This window comes from Vogesella facilis, assembly GCF_042648525.1.
GTDB classification, from domain to species: Bacteria; Pseudomonadota; Gammaproteobacteria; order Burkholderiales; family Chromobacteriaceae; genus Vogesella; species Vogesella facilis.
Genome location: NZ_JBHRXN010000011.1, coordinates 1 through 18,160, shown reverse-complemented (window position 1 = coordinate 18,160; position 18,160 = coordinate 1). Strand labels below are relative to the sequence as shown.

Sequence of the window (18,160 nt, the reverse complement as noted above, 5' to 3'; positions counted from 1 at the left end):
AATGAATTCCCGAGTGAAGACGACCGTATTGGCCCTCTCCCTCATTACCGTGCTGGCCAGCCCGTTTGCCGATGCCGCCCGTCTGGGCAAGGGTCGCAGCGCCGGCATGCAGCGCAGCACCCCGACCCAGTCGTTCCAGCAGCAGGCGATTCCGCCCAAGGCGCCGCTGCAGACCGCCCCGGCGCCGCAGCGCAAGGGTTCCGGCGTTGGCGGCATGGTGGCCGCCGGTGCCGCCGGTGCCGCCGCCGGCTACCTGCTGGGCAACGCCATGAATGACGGCAAGGCTGGCAGCGGCGAAAGCGGCGGCTTCCCGTGGCTGTACGTGATCGGTGGCGGTCTGGCCGGTCTGGCGCTGCTGTCGTTCTTCCGCCGCCGTGCGGCCAACCAGCAGATGTCGCGCGCGCCGCAGCCGCTGCACACCCAGCCGATGCAGTTCCAGCCGGCCGGCGCCAATGGCATCCCGCCGATCGGCTCCGGCAACCCGCAGTTCGGCGGCAGCGGCCTGACCCCGCCGCCGGCCAGCCTGCAACGCCTGCCGGATGGCACCGAGGTACCGCACTTCCTGCGTCAGGCCAAGGCCACCTTCCTGCACCTGCAGAACCTGAACTCGGCCGACAGTCTGGAAGAGGTGCGCAAGTACCTGACGCCGGAGCTGTTCCAGGCACTGAAGGAAGACATTGCCGCCAATACCGAGCCGGCGGACTTCCCGCAGCTGGACTGCCAGGTGGTGGAAGGCACGGTGGAAAACGGCCGCATGATCTGCAGCGTGCGCTTCAGCGGCCTGGTGAGCGAGAGCGTCGGCGCCGCCGCCGTACCGTTCGGCGAAACCTGGCACTACCTGAAAGACGACAGCAGCAACGGCAAGTGGCTGGTGGCCGGTATCCAGCAGTCCTGAGCCATTCCCAGCCAGTAACAAAGGCGCCCACCGGCGCCTTTTTTTGTTGCCTGCCTACGCGGCGGCCAGGCGTGTAGCCGTGCCGGCAGGCACAAGGTTGGCCGCATCATGGCCAACCTGCCGCTGGCAACAACAAGGGCTGCCCGCGGCAGCCCTTTTGTCAGCGCAGACGGCCCCTACTTCACCCCCGGCCCGGTGATGCCATCGAAGCCCAGCGCAAACAGCATGCTGGCCTCCTGCTCGGTCTTCACCCCTTCGGCCACCACCCCCAAGCCGATATTGTGCGCGATATTGCACACCCCCTTGAGGAAGGTCTGGTTGCCGTTGTGCTGCTCGATCTGCTGCACGAAGCTGCCGTCCACTTTCAGGTAGTCGATGCCCAGGTCGTGCAGCTGGCCGATCAGGCTGAACTGGCGGCCAAAGTGCTCGACGCCGATCTTGCACGGCGATTCCTCCAGCGCCAGACACAGCGCGCGGAAGCGCTCGAAACGCGGCACCACCCCGGCCTCGGCCATTTCCAGCCACAAGCGGGCAGCGGCCTGGCGCTGGCCGCGCACCAGCGCCGCCAGCTGCGCCACAAAGCGCTCGTCGTCCAGCGATTCCGCCGCCAGGTTCACCCCCAGCCCCGGGCAGGCCGGATCGTCTGCCAGCTGCGTCAGCGCCATGCCCACCGCGGCCAGGTCCAGCGCCGCCACGCGGCGGGTACGGATCGCCATCGGCAGGAACTGGCCGGCCGGCAGCCAGTCGCCGCCCTGCTGCAGCCGCAGCGGCGCCTCTTCATGCAGCAAGCCGCCGTGGGCATTGCGCACGGCAAAGCGCACCAGTTTGAATTCGCCACCGGCCACCGCCTGATCCAGCAGCGCGCCCCAGCGCTCCGCGGTCAACGCCGGCGGCTTGCTGACATTGCTGCCGGCGATTTCCACCCGCGTGCCGCCGTTGACTTCCGCCAGCGCCAGCGCCGCGTCCAGCCGCGACATCACGTCGCGGATGGAGTCGCCCGGCCGCAGGTCGGTGGCGGCCATCGCCAGCAGTACGCTCTCGCCGGCAAAGCTGCTGAGCAAGGCAGCCAGCTCGGCGTGCAGCGTCGTCACCTTGTCGGCATCGACATGGCTCAGCGGCGCCAGCAGCGCGAAATCGGCACCGTTCAGCCGTGCCGCCAGGCTGTCGTCGCCAAAGCGCTGGCTATCGCGCAGGCTGCGGCCGAACTGCGCCAGCATCTCGTCGGTCAGCGGCCGCCCCAGGTGGGCGTTGAGTTCGGCCAGCGCACCGATGCGCATCAGCACCAGCATCTCCTGCGCCACATCCTGCTCGCCCAGCGTGGCGCCGAGGCGGCCCATGAAGTAGTCGCGATTGGCCAGCGCCGTCACCTTGTCGAAGTTGATTTGCTGGCGCATTTCCTCCAGGCGGCCGGCTTCTTCCTCGAACATCGCTTTCACGCGGGTCACCATGGCGTTCATCGCCTGGGCCAGGCGCCCCATTTCCGGGCCCTCCGGCTCGGGGATGGTGACAAAGCGGCGCTGGGTAATGGCCTTGGCCTGATCCACCACCGCCAGCAACTGGCGGCGGATGGTGCCGACGCCGAGCGAACCGATCAGCCCCACCACGATGCCGGCGATGCTCACCCAGAACGACACGGTCAGCGCACCCTGCCACAGCGAGGCATAGGCATAGCCGGCCTCGCTTTCCACCTCCACCAGCCCGGCCTGCATCCAGCCGCTGCTCACCATCGCCCGGGCCGGCGTGCTGCTAAGCGGGAAAATCTGGCGGAACCACTGCGGCGCGCCGCCGAACTGCGCGGCATTGATGCGCTGCACCGCCGGTTTGCCGGCGGCGTCCAGCCAGGTGATGCGGCGGAAGTGGCCCTGGTCGAAGGCGGCATTGATCAGCGTCTCCCCCATACCCTTGTCGGCATGATTCTGCGTGATCAGCAGCGCCAGCGAGTTGGCCGCATCGGCGCTCTGCGCCGCCAGCTGCTGCTCCAGGTAGTTGCGGGCGTTGTACAGGTTGGCCGCCAGGCTGCCGGCGGCTGCCAGCACCACCGCGGCCACCACCAGGAACCACAGCTGTTGAATCAGGGAAACGCGTTTCATCCTAGCCGCTCTCAATTGATAAAGCCTTCGGCTTTCATTTTGTCTATCAACTGCCGCCAGCGGGTAAGCCGGTCGACACTGGCATTGGGCGCACTACCGCCGCCCACCCATATGCCATCGCCATTAAAACTGAATACCGGCTGCAGATCGCTGCGCTGCGATGCCGGCATGATGCTGCTGATCAGGCTGTCCAGTACCAGCGGCTCCACCGTCGGCGCCGGGTAATACGCCAACACCATGTGGGCCTGGGTGATGCTGCTGGCCGGCCCGCCGATGCGCGCCTTTACGTAGATCATGCGCAGCTTCTGCGGCGCCACCCCCAGCTCGCGCAGGGTGAAATATTTGGCGAAGGCGTAATCCTCGCAGTCGCCGGAGCCCTTGCTCATCGATTCCAGCGGGGTGGCCCAGTAGTCCACCTGCTTCCACAGCTCGATGTCTTCCATGTAGTGCAGGCGCTGGTTGAAGAACTGGTTCACCTCGCGCACCTTCACCTCGTCGCTGGCTTCCTTGCCCAGCCGCAGCAGCAACTGCTGCCAGTCGCGGTAAATACGCAACACTTGCGGCCCGTACAGCTGCTGCGCCCGATCGGCCGTTACGCTGGCCGCGACTAGGCCGGCCAGCAGCAGCAGGCCTGCACAGGCAGATGCCAGCAAGCACGCGCGCCATCTGCCTTGCATGAAAGGCCGTGCAAACTTTGCGAAAGCTTCTATACCAACCATACAGGTCACGGCCCACAGAGCAAAACACTGTCCTGCACCCCACAGCGTTTTATCTTTTTACTTGACACTGCGATATGCAGTTCCGAAAATTCCTACACTTTAGCTATTATTTAAAATACTTCGAACCAAACGGTTTACAATTTCTAGGCATAGGTGAGGCTATCATGAACTTCCGTCCTAAATATCTGAATGGCTATACGCTGCTGGCATTGTTTGCCATGGCCGTCCCCACACTGTCGCACGGCCTGGCGCTCAAGGATGCCGTCATCCAAACCGTGAAAGATAACCCGGAAGTCGGCATGAAGTGGTACAACTTCCGCGCCAGTGCCGAAGAAAAAGGCATCGCCCGCGCCGACTTTTTCCCCACCGTTGACCTGAGCTACACCGTCGGCCGCGAACACCTGCGCGACCCGATCAACAGCACCACCGCCACCGACAGCAAGTTCACCCGTCACGGCTATGCCGCCACCCTGAACCAGAACCTGTTCACCGGTTTCCAGACCGTCAACCAGCTCAAGCAGCTGGACTACACCGCCCGCGCCCGCTACTTCGAATACCTGGCCGCGGCCGAGACGCAGAGCCTGGAATCGGTACGCGCCTTCATCGACGTAGTGCGTTATAGCAAGCTGGTCGAGATCGCCGAGCAGAATTATGCCGTTCACAAAGGCATTTACGAGCAAATCCTGCAACGGGTATCGCAAGGCGTGGGCCGCCGCGTGGACCTGGAACAGATCAACGGCCGCCTGAGCCTGGCCGAATCCAACCTGATCAACGAGATGTCCAACCTGCATGATGTGAAGGCCCGCTACGCCCGCATCATGGGCGAGGAAGCACCGGCCGAGCTGACCCTGCCGCCGCTGGATCTGAACATGGTGCCCAGCAGCGCCGACCTGATGCCGCTGGCCGACAAGAGCAACCCGACCCTGTTGGCCGCACGCTCGTTCTACCGTGCCTCCGAGCACGACATCAATGTCCGCAAAGGCGCCTTCTCGCCGAAGCTGGACCTGCGTGCCACCCACACCAACACCGAAAATTACCAGGCGACCGACAACAACTACCGCGATAGCGCGGTCGAGCTGGTGGTCAGCATGAACCTGTTCCGCGGTGGTGCCGATCGCGCCCGCCTGCTGGCCGCCACCGAACGCAAAGGCGAAGCCGAAGCCATGGGCATCAAGGCCTGCCGCGACATGCGCCAGCAAGTCAGCATCGCCCACAACGACGTGCTGAAGATCAGCAGCCAGCTGGATGCACTGCGCCAGCACGCGCTGTCCACCGAAAAAGCGCGCGATGCCTATCGCAGCCAGTTCGACATCGGCCAGCGCACCCTGCTGGACTTGCTGGACAGCGAAAACGAGCTGTTTGATGCCCGTCGCGAGCAGATCAACGGCGAGCTGAACCAGCAGCTGGCCACCTACCGCGTGCTGGCGGAATCCGGCCGCCTGCTGGAAGCCCTGCAGATCCAGCCGCAGGACAGCTCGCTGACCCGCGCCGACGACCTGACCTACCCGACCTGCTCCACCGACTACACCGCACCGATGACGTTCGACAAGAACAAAGTCGGCGCCAGCACCGCGCCTATCGTGGCCAAGACCACGCCGCAGCCGATCGAGCGTGATGTCACCGTGCGCGTGCAGGTGCAGTTCGACCTCGACTCCGCCAAGCTGCGCCCGGAAAGCGTCCCGGCACTCGACCAGCTGGTCACCACCCTGAACATGCCGGAACTGGCCAACAAGCGCTTCCGCGTGGAAGGCCACACCGATACCACCGGCAACTTCAACCACAACCTGGACCTGTCCAAGCGTCGTGCCCAGGCCGTGCGTGACTACCTGCAAGGCAAGGGCATCCCGGCCAGCCGTCTGGACAATGAAGGCTACGGCAGCACCCGTCTGCTGCCGAACCTGGCGCCGACCGACCCGACCCATCGCCGCGTGGTGGTGGTGATTCAGGACAACTCGGCCCCGGCCGCACCGATGCCGGTGAAAAAGCCAGTGAAGAAAGCGAAAAAGCCGGCCGCGCCGACTAACTAAGCAGCAGGGCAATAACAAAATGGCCGGTCACTGACCGGCCATTTTTTTGTGGCGGCAAGCCGCGCTCACACCGTGAAGCGGGTAATGCTGCCGTCCAGCTCGCCCGCCTGTTGCTGCAGGTCTGCGGCCAACGTTGCCGCCTGCTGCACCGCCAGGCTGGTTCTGTCGTTCATCTGCGCAATCTGTTCCATGCTGCGCGCGATGTCCTGGCTGGCCACGCCCTGCTCGCGCACCGCCGCCACCATCTCCGCCACCTTGTGTACCGAATCCAGCGACGTGGCCATGATTTGCTGCAGCGCCTGCGTCACGCGGTCGGTATCCGCCACCCCGGCGGCCACCAGCTCGCCCGCCTGCTGCATGGCGGCATGCGCGCTGCGGGTATCGTCCTGCACCCCCTGGATGCGCTGGGCAATCTCGGCCGTCGCCTGGCTGGTGCGCTCCGCCAGCTTGCGTACCTCGTCGGCCACCACGGCAAAACCGCGGCCGGTTTCGCCGGCCCGCGCCGCCTCGATCGCGGCGTTCAGCGCCAGCAAGTTGGTCTGGTCGGCGATATCGTGGATCACGCCGACAATATTGCCGATTTCGCTGGAGCGCAGGTTCAGGCTGTCGATGGCGCCGCCGGTATGGCCGATGCTGTCGGCAATGCGCTGGATCTGCCCGGCGGCGGTGCCGGCCAGTGCCGCGCCCTGCTCGGCAGCGCCGGCCGCCGCGCGTGCCTGCCGCTCCACCCCCTCGGCGTTATCGGCCATCACGGTCACGCTGACCGTCAGCTGCTCGATAGCCGCCGCGCTGGCCGCCGCCGCCTGCGACTGGTTGGCCGCGGCACCGGAAATATCGGCCGACACCGCCGACAGCTGCTCGGCGGCGCCCACCAGGCGCCCGGAGTGCTGGTGCGACTCGGCAATCAGCTCGCGCACCGACAGCACCAGCACATTCAGCGCCTGCGCCACCCGCCCGATCTCGTTGCGGCCATACGCCGGCAGCTGCACCGTCAGGTCGCGACTCGCGGCCAACTGCTCCACCACACCGGTAATGGCCAGCAGCGGGCGCCGCACCGACAGCACGATCTGCACGGCAAACAGGCAACCCAGCAGCAGCGCCGCCAGCGCCACCCCCAGCAGCACCTGCCGGGAGCGGGCAATGCTGGCCGTCACCGCCTGCTCTTCCGCCTGCGCAGCAGTCATCGCCTGCGCCACCAGCTCCTTGGTGCTGCCCTCCATGCTGTGGATAGCCGGCTTGAACGGCTCCATCGCCTGGTTGGCATCCTGCGTCGTCAGCAACGCGCCGGCCGCAATCTGCGTCGTCACGGTGTTGAAGCCCTGCTCATAGCTGCCCAGTGCCTGCTGCAACGCCTGCATATGCGGGCGACTGTCGCCATCGGCCAGCTTGTCCGCCACTTGCAGGTGCTCGCGCGCCTTGCCCAGGCTGCCGTTCCACTTGCTGATGTAGTCGCTGCGCTTGGCGGCGTCGCCCAGGTTGATGAAGGCATCCTTCTCGTAGCGGCGCAGATTGCCCATTTCCGCGCGCAGCGACTGGATCTCGTTGCTGAACTGCAAACGGCCTTCCACCAGTACCTGCAGGCTGCCACCGGCCAGCTGCAGCGCGCTGATCCCGCTGCCGGCCACCACCAGCAGCCCCAGCAACAGCACGGCGAAGCCGGCAATGATGCGGGTGGAAAAATGCATATTCTTGAACATATCGGCTCCCGTTCGCGCAATTCAGGCCAGCCCGGTGGCCAGCATGCCGCAAGCTTGCGCTGGCAATGTTACAAGTCGATGAACGTCCGCTGCGCGTTGGCCGCGGTTGCGGCGGCCAACTCTACCAGCGGCATCTCGCGCAGCCCGGCCAGCACCGCGGCAATGCGCGGCAGGTTGTCCGGTCGGTTCGGTTGCCCCTGCGCCCATTCCGGCGGGATGTCCGGGCCGTCGGTCTCCAGCACGATCGCCGACAACGGCAGCGTGGCCGCCAGCCGGCGGATGCGCTGCGAACCCTGATAGGTCATCGCGCCGCCAAAGCCGAGGCAAAAGCCCAGCCCGATGAACGCCTGCGCCTGCTGCTCGCTGCCGTTGAAGGCATGCGCCACCCCGCCGCGCACCGGCACCTGCCGCAGGCACTTCAGCACCTGATCCACCGCGCGCCGTACGTGCAGGATCACCGGCAGGTCGAAACGCCGCGCCAGCTTGAGCTGCGCCAGCAGCAACTGCTGTTGCCGCACCGGGTCCAGCCCCGGCACAAACAGGTCCAGCCCACACTCCCCCACCGCCACCGGCCGCTCCCGCGCCAGGTAGTCGGCCAACAGCTCCAGATGTGCATCCTGATGCTGCGGCAGATACATCGGGTGCAGACCGTAGGCGACCGCCACGCCAAACTGCTGCCGCATCGCCCGCACCGCCTCGAAGTTGGCCGCAGCCACCGCCGGCACAATCGCCTGCTGCACGCCCGCCGCCTGCGCCGCGCGCCACAGCGCGGCACGCTGCGGGGCAAACTCCGCGGCATCCAGGTGGAGATGGGTATCGATGAACATGACGGCTCGCCTTGCGGTAACAGTGGATGCCTGGAAAGTAGCGGCAGACGGCGCGGAATGCCAGCCCGATCGCCCGGCGGCGGCCAGCGCCGCGGCAGCCGGCAATCGGGGCGCAACTTTGCCGGGCAGGAACTACGCTGAAGGGAAGTGGCGCCAGGCATGCCTTGCCACTGCTTGCCGGACCCGTTTTATGCGCGGGCCATCAACGCGGTGCCGCGAGTCGCACCATGTTTTCTAAGGAGTCGATGTCATCATGAAACAAGCTATTTCCAGCGTGCTGCTGCTGACCGTCACGCTCGGCAGCCTGAGCGGCTGCGCCAATATGAGCGAAACCCAACGCACCACCGGCACCGGCGCCGCCATCGGCGCCGGCATCGGCGCGGTGCTGGGGGCGGCCACCGCCGGCGGCAACACCGGCCGTAGCGCCGCCACCGGTGCCGTGCTGGGCGCCGCCATCGGCGCCGGCGGCGGCTACCTGTGGTCGCAGCACATGCAGAAACAGAAGGAAGCCATGGAGCAGGCGTCGAAAGGCACCGGCGTCAGCGTGAGCCAGACCAGCGACAACCAGCTGAAGCTGAACATCCCCAGCGATGTGTCGTTCGACAGCGGCCGCTATGACATCAAGGCCAATCTGCGCCCGGTGCTGGACAGCTTTGCCAGCAGCCTGCAACAGAACCCGGTTACCACCGTGCGCATCATCGGCCATACCGACAACACCGGCAGCGATGCCATCAACAACCCGCTGTCGCTCAACCGCGCCAAGGCCACGCGTGACTACCTGGTACAGCGCGGCGTGGCGATGAACCGCATCAGCGTCGAAGGCCGTGGCTCGCGCGAGCCGGCGGCCGACAACGGCACGCCGGCCGGCCGTGCGGCCAACCGCCGGGTGGAAATCTTCGTCGCCGAAGCGGCCAAGTAAACCGCCCGCCGCCGACGCAACAAAAAACCCGCAGAGCCTGACGCTGTGCGGGTTTTTTGGGTGGCCAACGATTTTCCGTGGTGCCCGGGGCCGGACTCGAACCGGCACACCTTGCGGCGGGGGATTTTGAGTCCCCTGCGTCTACCAATTTCGCCACCCGGGCGAAAAATCATTAGGGGACGGATTATAGTCGGCGAAGATTGGCGCTGTAAACCTTATTCCGCCGCCTTCAGCTGCAGCGCGGCATCGTACAGCTGCTTCTTGTTGAGGTCGTAGTGGCCGGCCACGATGGCGGCCGCCTGCTTGGTGGGCAATACCGCGGCCAGCTCGGCCAGCAGTGCCAGCGCCGGTGCCGGCAGCGCGTCCTCGGCCGCTTCGCGGCGCGGCGCGGCATCGATGATCAACACGCATTCGCCGCGCTGCTGATTGCTGTCGGCACGAATGCGGGCGGCCAGCTCACCGGCCGGCAGACGCAGGAAGGTTTCGAAGGTCTTGGTCAGCTCGCGTGCCAGCACCAGCGGCCGCGTCTCGCCCAGTGTGGCGACGATGTCCTCGACGCATTCCAGGATGCGGTGCGGCGCCTCGTAGCACACCACCGCGTAGTCGGCCTGCTGCCATTGCTGCAGCGTCTTGCAGCGCGCGCCGCTCTTGGGCGGCAGGAAACCATGAAACTGGAACTGCCCGCTTTCCAGCCCGGCGGCGGACAAGGCGCCGATCACCGCCGAGGCACCGACGATGGGCACCACGCGCAGGCCGGCGGCCCATACCGCGGCGGCCAGGCGGGCGCCGGGATCGGAAATGCCGGGGGTGCCGGCGTCCGACACCTGCAGCACGATCTTGCCTTCGAGCAGCCAGCCCACCACCTTGTCGGCCATCTCGCGCTCGTTGTGTTCGCGCAGGCTCACCAGCTTTTTATGGATGCCATAGGCAGACAGCAGGCTGCCGGTAACGCGGGTATCCTCGGCCAGCACGATGTCGGCAGCGTGGAACCCGGCCAGTGCGCGCACGGTCACATCCGCCAGATTTCCAATGGGCGTGGCCACCACATATAATGCCCCGTCGATAAACGTTTCCCGAGCAGAATTCATCAAGTGATCAAGCGCTGTCTGCACGTATTGGCTCCATGGGTTACCGGCACTACCGTTTTAATGGCGGCCAGTGTAGCGATTGCCCAATCCCCCGGCTACATCCTGCAGCAAAATCAGCAGCAACTGCAGCCGGCCCCCGGTAGCAAGCCGGCGCTCAGCGCCGCCACGCCTGCCGCCCAGCCACTCGCCACCGCCCGCCCGGCCGGCAAGGCCATCCATCTCGGCCTGTTGCTGCCGCTGGCATCGCCGGCGTTGAAAGAAGCGGCGCAGGTGGTGAAGGACGGCTTCGATGCCGCCGCCGCCGCCAACCCGGACAGCGCGGTGCAGCTCAGCGTCGCCAGCCTGACGGATGAAAGCAAGGTGCTCGACGGCTACCAGCAGTTGGCCGCACAAGGCGCCAGCTTCATCGTCGGCCCGTTGACCCGCCAGGGTGCGGCCAACCTGGCGCAGGCCAGCAAGCTGCCGACGCTGCTGCTGAACTCGCTGGACAAGGCGCCGCCGGCCGGCAGCAAGATCTGGAGCCTGAGCCTGGCGGTGGAAGCCGAAGCGCCGCAGGTGCTGCGCCTGCTGCAGGACGATGGCCGCCAGCAACCGCTGCTGCTGTTCAACGGCGAGGCGCTGTCGCAGCGGCTGCGGCAGGCGTTTGCCGATGCCTGGACCGCGCGCGGCAGCAAGCCGCTGAACGAGCTGGATGTCAGCAGCCCGGACGCCGACAAGCTGGGCGCGGCGCTGGCAAGCAGCGACGCGGTGATCCTGGCACTGGACAGCAAGGAAGCCGCGGCCACCCGTGCGCTGCTGCCGCCGGCACTGCCGGTCTATGCCAGCTCGCTGATCAACACCCAGCAGCCACCGGCGGTGCTGCAGGGCGTGCGTTTCGTCGACATGCCGTGGTTCCTGATGCCGGAGCACCCGGAAACCCGCGGCATCGCCCGCCCCAGCGGCAACCTCACCCGCGCCACCGAGCGCCTGTATGCGCTGGGCGTGGATGCCTATCGCCTGGCCGTGGCGCTGGCCGGCAGCAAGAACCCGGCGCAGATCAAGCTGGGCGGCGCCACCGGCGACCTGCGCATCGGCAAGGGCTGGCAGGTGCAGCGCGAGCTGCCCAGCAGCGTGCTCGGCAGCAACCAATGAGCCGCGAGCGCGGCAGCGCCTTCGAGCAGCAGGCGGCCCACTTTCTGCAACAGCAGGGCCTGCAGCTGGTCTGCAGCAACTGGCAGTGCCGCTTTGGCGAGATCGATCTGATCATGCGCGATGGCGGCAGCCTGGTGTTCGTCGAAGTGCGCGCCCGCCGTGACAGCCGCTTTGGCGGTGCCGCCGCCAGCATCAGCGCCGCCAAGTGCCAGAAGCTGACCGCTGCGGCCAACCTGTACCTGAGCCAGCACCGCCTCGACACCCCCTGCCGCTTCGATGCCGTGCTGTTTGATGGCAGCAGCGCGGCGCAGTGGCTGAAAAACATCATCGGCTAGCCCCTGCGGGCAGCCTGGCAAGACGCAAGGAACAAGCATGGATCTGATTGATCGCGCCGGTGGACACTTCCGGGAAAGCATCGCCACCCTGCAGCTGGTGATGGACGAACTGTCTCCCGCCGTCGCGGTGGCCGCCGAACGGCTGGTGGCCAGCCTGATGAACGAGGGCAAGATTCTGGTGTGCGGCAACGGCGGCTCGGCGGCCGATGCCCACCATTTCGCCACCATGATGCTGGGGCACTTCGAGAAGGAACGCCCGGGCCTGGCCGCCATCGCGCTGTCGTCCGACGGTCCGTCGCTGACTGCGGTGGGGAACGATTACGAGTTCGACCTGATCTTCTCCAAGCAGGTGCGGGCGCTGGGGCATCACAACGACCTGCTGCTGGTGATCAGCAGCACCGGCAACTCCGCCAACATCATTGAGGCCATTTATGCTGCCCACGAGCGCGGCATGAACGTGATCGCCCTCACCGGCAACGACGGCGGCCAGGTGGCCGAGATCCTGTCGCCGGAAGACCTGCACCTGAATGTTCCCGTCACCCGCGCCGCCCGCGTGCAGGAAGTGCACCTGCTGCTGCTGCATGCGCTGTGTGACGCCATCGATTACATGCTGTTGGGAGGTGAATGATGAAACAACGCGTAACGGCCCTGCTGCTGGCCACGCTGGCTGCGGCCAACCTTTCCGCCTGCTTCCCGCTGGTGGCCGGCGGCGTAGCGGCCGGTGCCATGGTCGCCACCGATCGCCGCACCAGCGGCGCCTATGTGGAAGACCAGAGCATCGAGCTGAAAGCCGCCCAAGTGATGCGCGAACGCTTTGCCGGCGCGCACGTAACGGTAACCAGCTACAACCGCGCGGTGCTGCTGACCGGCGAAGTGGCCGACGATGCCCAGCGCAGCGCCGCCGAGCTGCAGCTGCGCGGCATGCCCAATGTGCGCCGCATCTATAACCATCTGGTGGTGGCCCCGACAGCCAGTCTGCCGCAACGCAACGGCGACATCTGGCTGACCACCAAGGTGCGCACCCGCCTGCTGGAAGGCAACGGCTACCCACCCAATGCCATCAAGGTGGTCAGCGAGCGCGGCGTGGTCTACCTGCTGGGCCTGCTGACCGCGACCGAGGGCGAGGCCGCCGCCCAGGTGGCCGCCAGCACGTCCGGCGTGCAACAGGTGGTTACCCTGTTCGAGCCGATCGGGCAGTAAACGCAATACGAAAAAAACCGGGCCCTGGCCCGGTTTTTTGCTGCCCGCCAGCCGGCTTGCGCCGCTGCGGCCGGGCGACGGCGGCTCATTGCCGCAAGAACAAACCGCAGCGTGCGACGCCGCGCTCGGCGCCAGCCGCGGCAAGGTTGGCCGCAACCCGTTTAACGCGGCAGCAGCACGTCGGTACACAGCACGTGCATTTCCTCGTCGATCTCAATCGCCATCGACAGCGTCACGCAGGTGCGGGTGTCGGTCATCGACAGATACGGCTCGCTCATGTACAGCACGCCGGGCTGGTCGATGGCGTGCTGGAAGTAGGTGCGCCGCGACCACACCGCGCCGGTGGTGTCCTCCAGCGGCGCAAAGCGCAGATTGTCTTCTTCACTGAGCTGGCGCGCATTGAGGTTACGGCCCTTCTGCCGCCCCTCGTGGTCCAGCAGGAAGCAGCGGATCACATCCGGCAGCGCCAGCATCGGCTGCGCGGCAAAGCGGAACTCGCTGCCCTGCATCAGCGCGATCGCCGTTTGCACGAAAGCCTGGCGCGACAGCTCCAGCTGGCGCCGGTTGAGCTTGCGCCGCAGCAGCTCGCGGTTCATCAGCTCGTCCCACTTGGCATCCAGCCGCGGCGTGATCAGCGTGTCGGCATCCGGCTGCGCTGCCGGGCGCGCCACGTAAAAGCCCTGCACCAGATCGCAGCCGGAATCCAGCGCCACCACCACGTCGGACTCGCTCTCCACCCCTTCCACCACCACCAATGCACCAATTTCGTGCATCAGCCGCACCAGCCGTGACAGCAGGTTGCGGGTGCGCTGCTGATTGACCGCACTGCGCAGCAGGTTGCGGTCGAACTTGACGAAGTCCGGCTCCAGGCTGCACACCCGATCCAGGTTGGAATGGCCGACGCCGAAATCGTCGATCGCCAGCAGACAGCCCTGCTCGCGCAGCATGGCGACGCCTTCCAGCAGGCGGGCATCCAGCTCGATGGCCTGCTCCAGCACCTCCAGCACCACGCTCTGCGGCGCAATGCCCGCCGCGCGGATGAGGTTGCCCAGCTCCGCCGCCTGCTTGGGGTCGGACATGGTCATGGCATCCACGTTCAGGAACAGCCAGCGATGGGTATGCGCCATGGCGGCGAAGCGCTGGCAATGCGCGGCACACACCGCCAGATCCATGGCCACGCGCTCGTCGCGGCGGATATAGCGCTCGTACACCTCCGGCGGCGACAGCGGCCGCCCCTGTTCCGAAGCGCGCAGCAGAGCTTCCAGCCCCACGGTACGGCGGTGAGCCAGGCTGTATATGGGCTGAAAATGAGAATCCAGCAGCAAGGAATCCCTTACCGGTCGCTTGTCCACAACGTTCCTCCATCATCTGATGGGATCAAATTAGCAATAGTCGTTCCAGTGTATGTGAGGTTGGCCGCATCCCCAACGCCCGGCACTGTTTATCCGGCACGCAAGCGTAAAAAAGGGCCGGAAGCCCGGCCCTTTCGCGCTGCATTGACGGCGTGCTTACATGTCCACCTTCAGATTGGCGTTCTTCAGCAGGTTGGAAATGATCTGCTGATCGTTGCCCCCCAGATCGCCCAAGTGCACGTTGTTCAAGGTAATGGTCTGATCGTAGCCGCTGGCGATGTTGCCGGTGGAGCTGACCTGTACCACGACATTGTCACTGCTGTCCTTGGTGAAGTGCAGATAGTTACCCAGGTTGTTGCTGTTCTCGCCCTGCAGCAGATCCTTCAGATCCAGCACGTCACCACCAATGCCCGCCTTGAAGTCAGTGATGGTGTCCTTGGCAGGCGCACTGACCGTACCGTTGTCGCCCAGCTCCCACTTGAAGGTATCAATACCGCTGCCACCGGTCAGCGTGTCGTTGCCGGCGCCACCGATCAGGGTGTCGCTGTCGTCGCCGCCTTTCAGCGTATCAGTACCGCTACCGCCATACAGCGTGTCGCTGCCGCGGCCGCCATCCAGGTAGTCGTTACCGGCATCGCCGTACAGCGTGTCGTTGCCGTGACCGCCCAGCACCACGTCGTTACCGGCATCGCCATGCAGGGTGTCGTTGCCGGCCCGGCCGTCGAGGAAGTCGTTGTCGTTGCCACCATTCAGGGTGTCACCACCGGTGGTGCCGTAGACGATATCTTCACCACTGCCGTAGCTGACGGTGACGCCGTCCTGGGTGGAGGTCGAATTCGCCAGCTCGCCGCCCTTGTTATTGCTGCTCAGCCAGTCAGTGTCATCCCACTGCGAAGCGGCACCATTATCAAACTGCGTGCTGTAGTTGTACTCGTTGTTGGGGTGTACACCCACGTATTCATCCGAGTTGATCAGCAGCGCCGCGCCGTCGGCACCAGCCACGTTGATAAAGAACTGGTTGTCCTGCGACAGGCTCACCGCCGAACTGCCGGTCACGGTGAGGTAAACGCGCAGCATCACCTCGCCGTTCTCGGCATACAGCCGCTCGTACGACAGCGTGGTACCGACCGGCAGGCTCTTGTTGATCAGCGTCAGGGTGGCATTCTGGTCGCTGTCGGTTACCAGCACGTCCCAGTGCAGCGACTCGCCTACCGCAAGGGTCATCGTGCCGTTCTTCACCTTCATGTCGAAGGAGTTGGAGTTCGGCGCGTAGTTCATCTGCCAGTAGGCGCTGCTGCTGCTGTACGACACCGGGGTGTCTTCCACCGCGGTCACCGAAATGCTCAGCGTGGAGGCATCGCTGGTCTTGCCGTCGGTCACGGTGTAGTTCACGGTCGGCACCGGGCCGTTGAAATCCTTCACCGGCGTGAAGACATAGCTGCCGTCGGCATTGATCTTCAGCGTACCGATATTGCTGATCGTGGCCGTCTGGCCGGCGGTGTAGCTGCTGCCAGCCACCGAGAAGCTGCTGACGCTTACCGCGCCTTCCACACTGCTGGTACCGGTCAGCACCGTGCCGGTCAGCACGCCGTCTTCCGGCACCGTCACCACTTCGTTGGCGTCGGTGAAGGTGTCGATCACCGGCGTCACGGTGATGTTCAGCGTGGAGCTGTCGGTGCTCACGCCGTCGCTCACGACGTAGGTCACGGTAGGCACGCTGCCGTAGTAGTTGGCCGCAGGGGTGAACACGTAGCTGCCGTCGCTGTTCAGTTTCAGACTGCCCACGCCGCTAATGCTGGCGGTCTGGCCGGCGCTGTAGCTGCTGTCACCGATGGAGAAGCTGCTGATGCGCACCTGGCCTTCCACGCTGCTGGTACCGGTCAGCACGCTGCCTTGCAGGGTGTTGTCTTCCGCTACGCTCACCACTTCGTTGGCGTCGGTGAAGGTGTCGATTACCGGGGTCACGGTGATCTTCAGCGTGGAGGTATCGGTGCTCACGCCATCGCTCACGGTGTAGGTCACGGTGGGCACTGCGCCGTTGTAGTTGGCCGCAGGGGTGAACACATAGCTGCCATCGCTGTTCAGCTTCAGGGTACCTACACCGCTGATGCTGGCGGTCTGGCCGGCGGTGTAGCTGGTGCTGCCGATCTGGAAGCTGCTGATGCGCACCTGGCCATCCACGCTGCTGGTACCTACCAGCACATTGGCTTCCAGTGTGGTGTCTTCGGTAATGCTCACCACTTCGTTGGCATCGCTGAAGCCGTCGGTTACCGGGGTCACGCTGATCTTCAGCGTGGAAGTGTCGCTAGTCTCGCCATCGCTCACGGTGTAGGTCACGGTGGGCACGCTGCCGTTGTAGTTGGCCGCAGGGGTGAACACATAGCTGCCGTCCGCCTTGATCTGCAGCTGGCCCACGCCATTCAGCGTCACGCTGTCGCCCGCGGCATAGCTCTGGCCATTCACGCTGAACGACAGCACGGAAACCGCGCCTTCCACACTGCTGGTGCCGGTCAGCACGTTGCCCTGCAGCGTAGTGTCTTCCGCCACGCTTACCACTTCGTTGGCATCGGTGAACGCCGCCACGTCCAGCACGGAGATCGGGAAGCTGGTCTGGCTGCTGGCGCTATCCACTACCTGGCCATTCACCACTTCGCTGGAAGTCGCGGTTACGGTCAGGGTGTACTGACCCGGCTCGTCCACCTTGATCTGCAGCGAGTTCAGCGACCAGCCGGACACGTCCAGCTTGCCATCTGCAGCCACGGTGGCCTGGTGGCCGTTGCCATCCTTCAGCACCGCGCCTGCCGGCAGGCCGGAAAGCTCCACCGACAGTACTTCGGAGCCGTCGGTGTCGGTCAGTGCGGCATTGATCTCGCTCAGGTTGAAGAAGCTGTTTTCGTAGCCCTTGTTGTCCAGCGACGAGAAGGTGATGTTGTCTAGGATCGCGCCGTAGGTATCGGCGTTCTCGGCGGTAAACACCAGGCGGTAGTCGCCGCTGCTCTCGATGCTGATGCCCACCTGCTGATCACGCACCCAGCCACCGCTGGTCGGGTCGAAGGTGTACAGCACTTTCTCGCTGCCGGCGATCGGGTTGCCCGCGCCGTCCAGCTTGACGATGGAGATGGACAGACCGGACGAATCCACGTGGCCGCTGCGAGCCGCGATGTCGAATTCCAGCTCGAAGAAGGAACCGGCATCGGCATGGAAGGTGGTGAACAGCGTGCTGTCGCCGGCATTGCCTTCGATTTCCAGCACCTGGTTGCTGCTGTCGCCGCCGGCAACATAGATGCTCTCGCTGCCGACCTCTACCGTGCCATCGCCATTCAGCGTGTTCCAGCTGCCAATGGTGCTGGCGCCGGACACGTTGTTGATCTGCACATCGCCGCTCCAGCCGCTACCCGGCAGGGAAACGTCCTCGAAGTTGAGGGAGGACACCACGTCGTTGCTCACCAGGCTCAGCGCCGGCGCATCCGCCACCGGGGTCACCTTGATGCTCAGCTCGGCACTGCTGCCGGTGTTGGTGGTGTAGGTTACCTGCGGTACCTGGCCGCTCCAGTTACCCTGCGGGGTGAAGCTGTACTCGCCATCGGCACCCAGGGTCAAGCTGCCTTTGCCGGCAATCACCGCGCTCTGGCCGGCGCTAAAGCTCTCGGCCACGCCATCGCCGTTGGTGTCGACAGTGAAACTCGCCACCGTCAGATTGCTGTCGATGTCGCTATCGTTATCCAGCACGTTGCCGGCCACCACGTGGTCTTCGGCAGCGGAATCAACATCGCCCTGCAGCACGCTCAGATCATCCAGCGGGTTGACGCTGATGCTCAGGGTGGAGGTGTCGGTGCTGTCGCCGTCGCTGACGGTGTAGCTCACGCTCGGTACTTCGCCG

At 65.3% G+C, this 18,160-nt stretch carries 14 protein-coding genes and 1 tRNA gene; 7 read left to right on the top strand and 8 right to left on the bottom strand.

Going from position 1 to position 18,160, the window contains the following annotated elements:
* Positions 1 to 13: 13 nt before the first annotated feature.
* Entirely contained in the window at positions 14 to 895 is an 882-nt protein-coding gene (locus tag ACFOLG_RS05505) for a Tim44 domain-containing protein (RefSeq protein ID WP_386089362.1), read from the top strand.
* A gap of 176 nt (positions 896 to 1,071) precedes the next feature.
* On the opposite strand, the gene ACFOLG_RS05500 is transcribed toward ACFOLG_RS05505, so the two are convergent.
* Both ACFOLG_RS05500 and ACFOLG_RS05495 read right to left on the bottom strand, forming a co-directional pair.
* A complete protein-coding gene (locus tag ACFOLG_RS05500) occupies positions 1,072 to 2,985 on the bottom strand; it encodes a bifunctional diguanylate cyclase/phosphodiesterase (protein ID WP_386089360.1) in 1,914 nt (637 codons plus the stop codon).
* An 11-nt stretch (positions 2,986 to 2,996) separates the two neighbouring features.
* A complete protein-coding gene (locus tag ACFOLG_RS05495; protein WP_386089357.1) occupies positions 2,997 to 3,542 on the bottom strand; it encodes a transglutaminase-like cysteine peptidase in 546 nt (181 codons plus the stop codon).
* 326 nt (positions 3,543 to 3,868) lie between these two features.
* On the opposite strand from ACFOLG_RS05495, the gene ACFOLG_RS05490 reads away from it, so the two are divergent.
* Positions 3,869 to 5,731, top strand: coding sequence for a TolC family outer membrane protein (locus ACFOLG_RS05490; RefSeq protein ID WP_386089355.1), 1,863 nt, complete (start codon positions 3,869 to 3,871; stop codon positions 5,729 to 5,731).
* A gap of 65 nt (positions 5,732 to 5,796) precedes the next feature.
* Here the strand turns inward: ACFOLG_RS05490 and ACFOLG_RS05485 are convergent, their stop codons facing one another.
* Together ACFOLG_RS05485 and ACFOLG_RS05480 are read right to left on the bottom strand one after the other, a co-directional pair.
* Positions 5,797 to 7,428 (bottom strand): methyl-accepting chemotaxis protein, encoded by a 1,632-nt coding sequence (locus ACFOLG_RS05485; RefSeq protein ID WP_386089353.1) that lies wholly within the window; start codon positions 7,426 to 7,428, stop codon positions 5,797 to 5,799.
* 68 nt (positions 7,429 to 7,496) lie between these two features.
* A complete protein-coding gene (locus ACFOLG_RS05480; protein ID WP_386089351.1) occupies positions 7,497 to 8,255 on the bottom strand; it encodes a TatD family hydrolase in 759 nt (252 codons plus the stop codon).
* A gap of 253 nt (positions 8,256 to 8,508) precedes the next feature.
* On the opposite strand from ACFOLG_RS05480, the gene ACFOLG_RS05475 reads away from it, so the two are divergent.
* Positions 8,509 to 9,174 (top strand): OmpA family protein, encoded by a 666-nt coding sequence (locus ACFOLG_RS05475; protein WP_386089349.1) that lies wholly within the window; start codon positions 8,509 to 8,511, stop codon positions 9,172 to 9,174.
* Positions 9,175 to 9,252: 78 nt separating this feature from the next.
* On the opposite strand, the gene ACFOLG_RS05470 is transcribed toward ACFOLG_RS05475, so the two are convergent.
* Both ACFOLG_RS05470 and rsmI read right to left on the bottom strand, forming a co-directional pair.
* Positions 9,253 to 9,337: transfer RNA gene (locus ACFOLG_RS05470), tRNA-Leu, on the bottom strand.
* Between the two features lie 52 nt (positions 9,338 to 9,389).
* Positions 9,390 to 10,262, bottom strand: a complete 873-nt coding sequence (gene rsmI / locus ACFOLG_RS05465) for a 16S rRNA (cytidine(1402)-2'-O)-methyltransferase (RefSeq protein WP_386089347.1) — start codon at positions 10,260 to 10,262, stop codon at positions 9,390 to 9,392.
* A gap of 60 nt (positions 10,263 to 10,322) precedes the next feature.
* Here rsmI and ACFOLG_RS05460 point away from each other — a divergent pair, with 60 nt between their 5' ends.
* Genes ACFOLG_RS05460 through ACFOLG_RS05445 form a run of 4 tightly spaced genes read left to right on the top strand, consistent with a single transcriptional unit; the run spans position 10,323 to position 12,928 of the window.
* Complete coding sequence (locus tag ACFOLG_RS05460) at positions 10,323 to 11,393, top strand: penicillin-binding protein activator (protein ID WP_386089345.1); 1,071 nt, start codon at positions 10,323 to 10,325, stop codon at positions 11,391 to 11,393.
* Positions 11,390 to 11,728, top strand: a complete 339-nt coding sequence (locus tag ACFOLG_RS05455; protein ID WP_386089343.1) for a YraN family protein — start codon at positions 11,390 to 11,392, stop codon at positions 11,726 to 11,728. Before ACFOLG_RS05460 ends, ACFOLG_RS05455 begins: the two co-directional genes overlap by 4 nt.
* Before the next feature lie 37 nt (positions 11,729 to 11,765).
* Positions 11,766 to 12,356, top strand: a complete 591-nt coding sequence (locus tag ACFOLG_RS05450; protein ID WP_386089340.1) for a phosphoheptose isomerase — start codon at positions 11,766 to 11,768, stop codon at positions 12,354 to 12,356.
* Entirely contained in the window at positions 12,356 to 12,928 is a 573-nt protein-coding gene (locus tag ACFOLG_RS05445; RefSeq protein WP_386089337.1) for a BON domain-containing protein, read from the top strand. Before ACFOLG_RS05450 ends, ACFOLG_RS05445 begins: the two co-directional genes overlap by 1 nt.
* A gap of 161 nt (positions 12,929 to 13,089) precedes the next feature.
* Here the strand turns inward: ACFOLG_RS05445 and ACFOLG_RS05440 are convergent, their stop codons facing one another.
* Together ACFOLG_RS05440 and ACFOLG_RS05435 are read right to left on the bottom strand one after the other, a co-directional pair.
* A complete protein-coding gene (locus ACFOLG_RS05440) occupies positions 13,090 to 14,280 on the bottom strand; it encodes a sensor domain-containing phosphodiesterase (RefSeq protein WP_386089333.1) in 1,191 nt (396 codons plus the stop codon).
* A 156-nt stretch (positions 14,281 to 14,436) separates the two neighbouring features.
* A partial coding sequence (locus tag ACFOLG_RS05435; protein WP_386089330.1) for a tandem-95 repeat protein occupies positions 14,437 to 18,160 on the bottom strand: 3,724 nt, incomplete at its 5' end.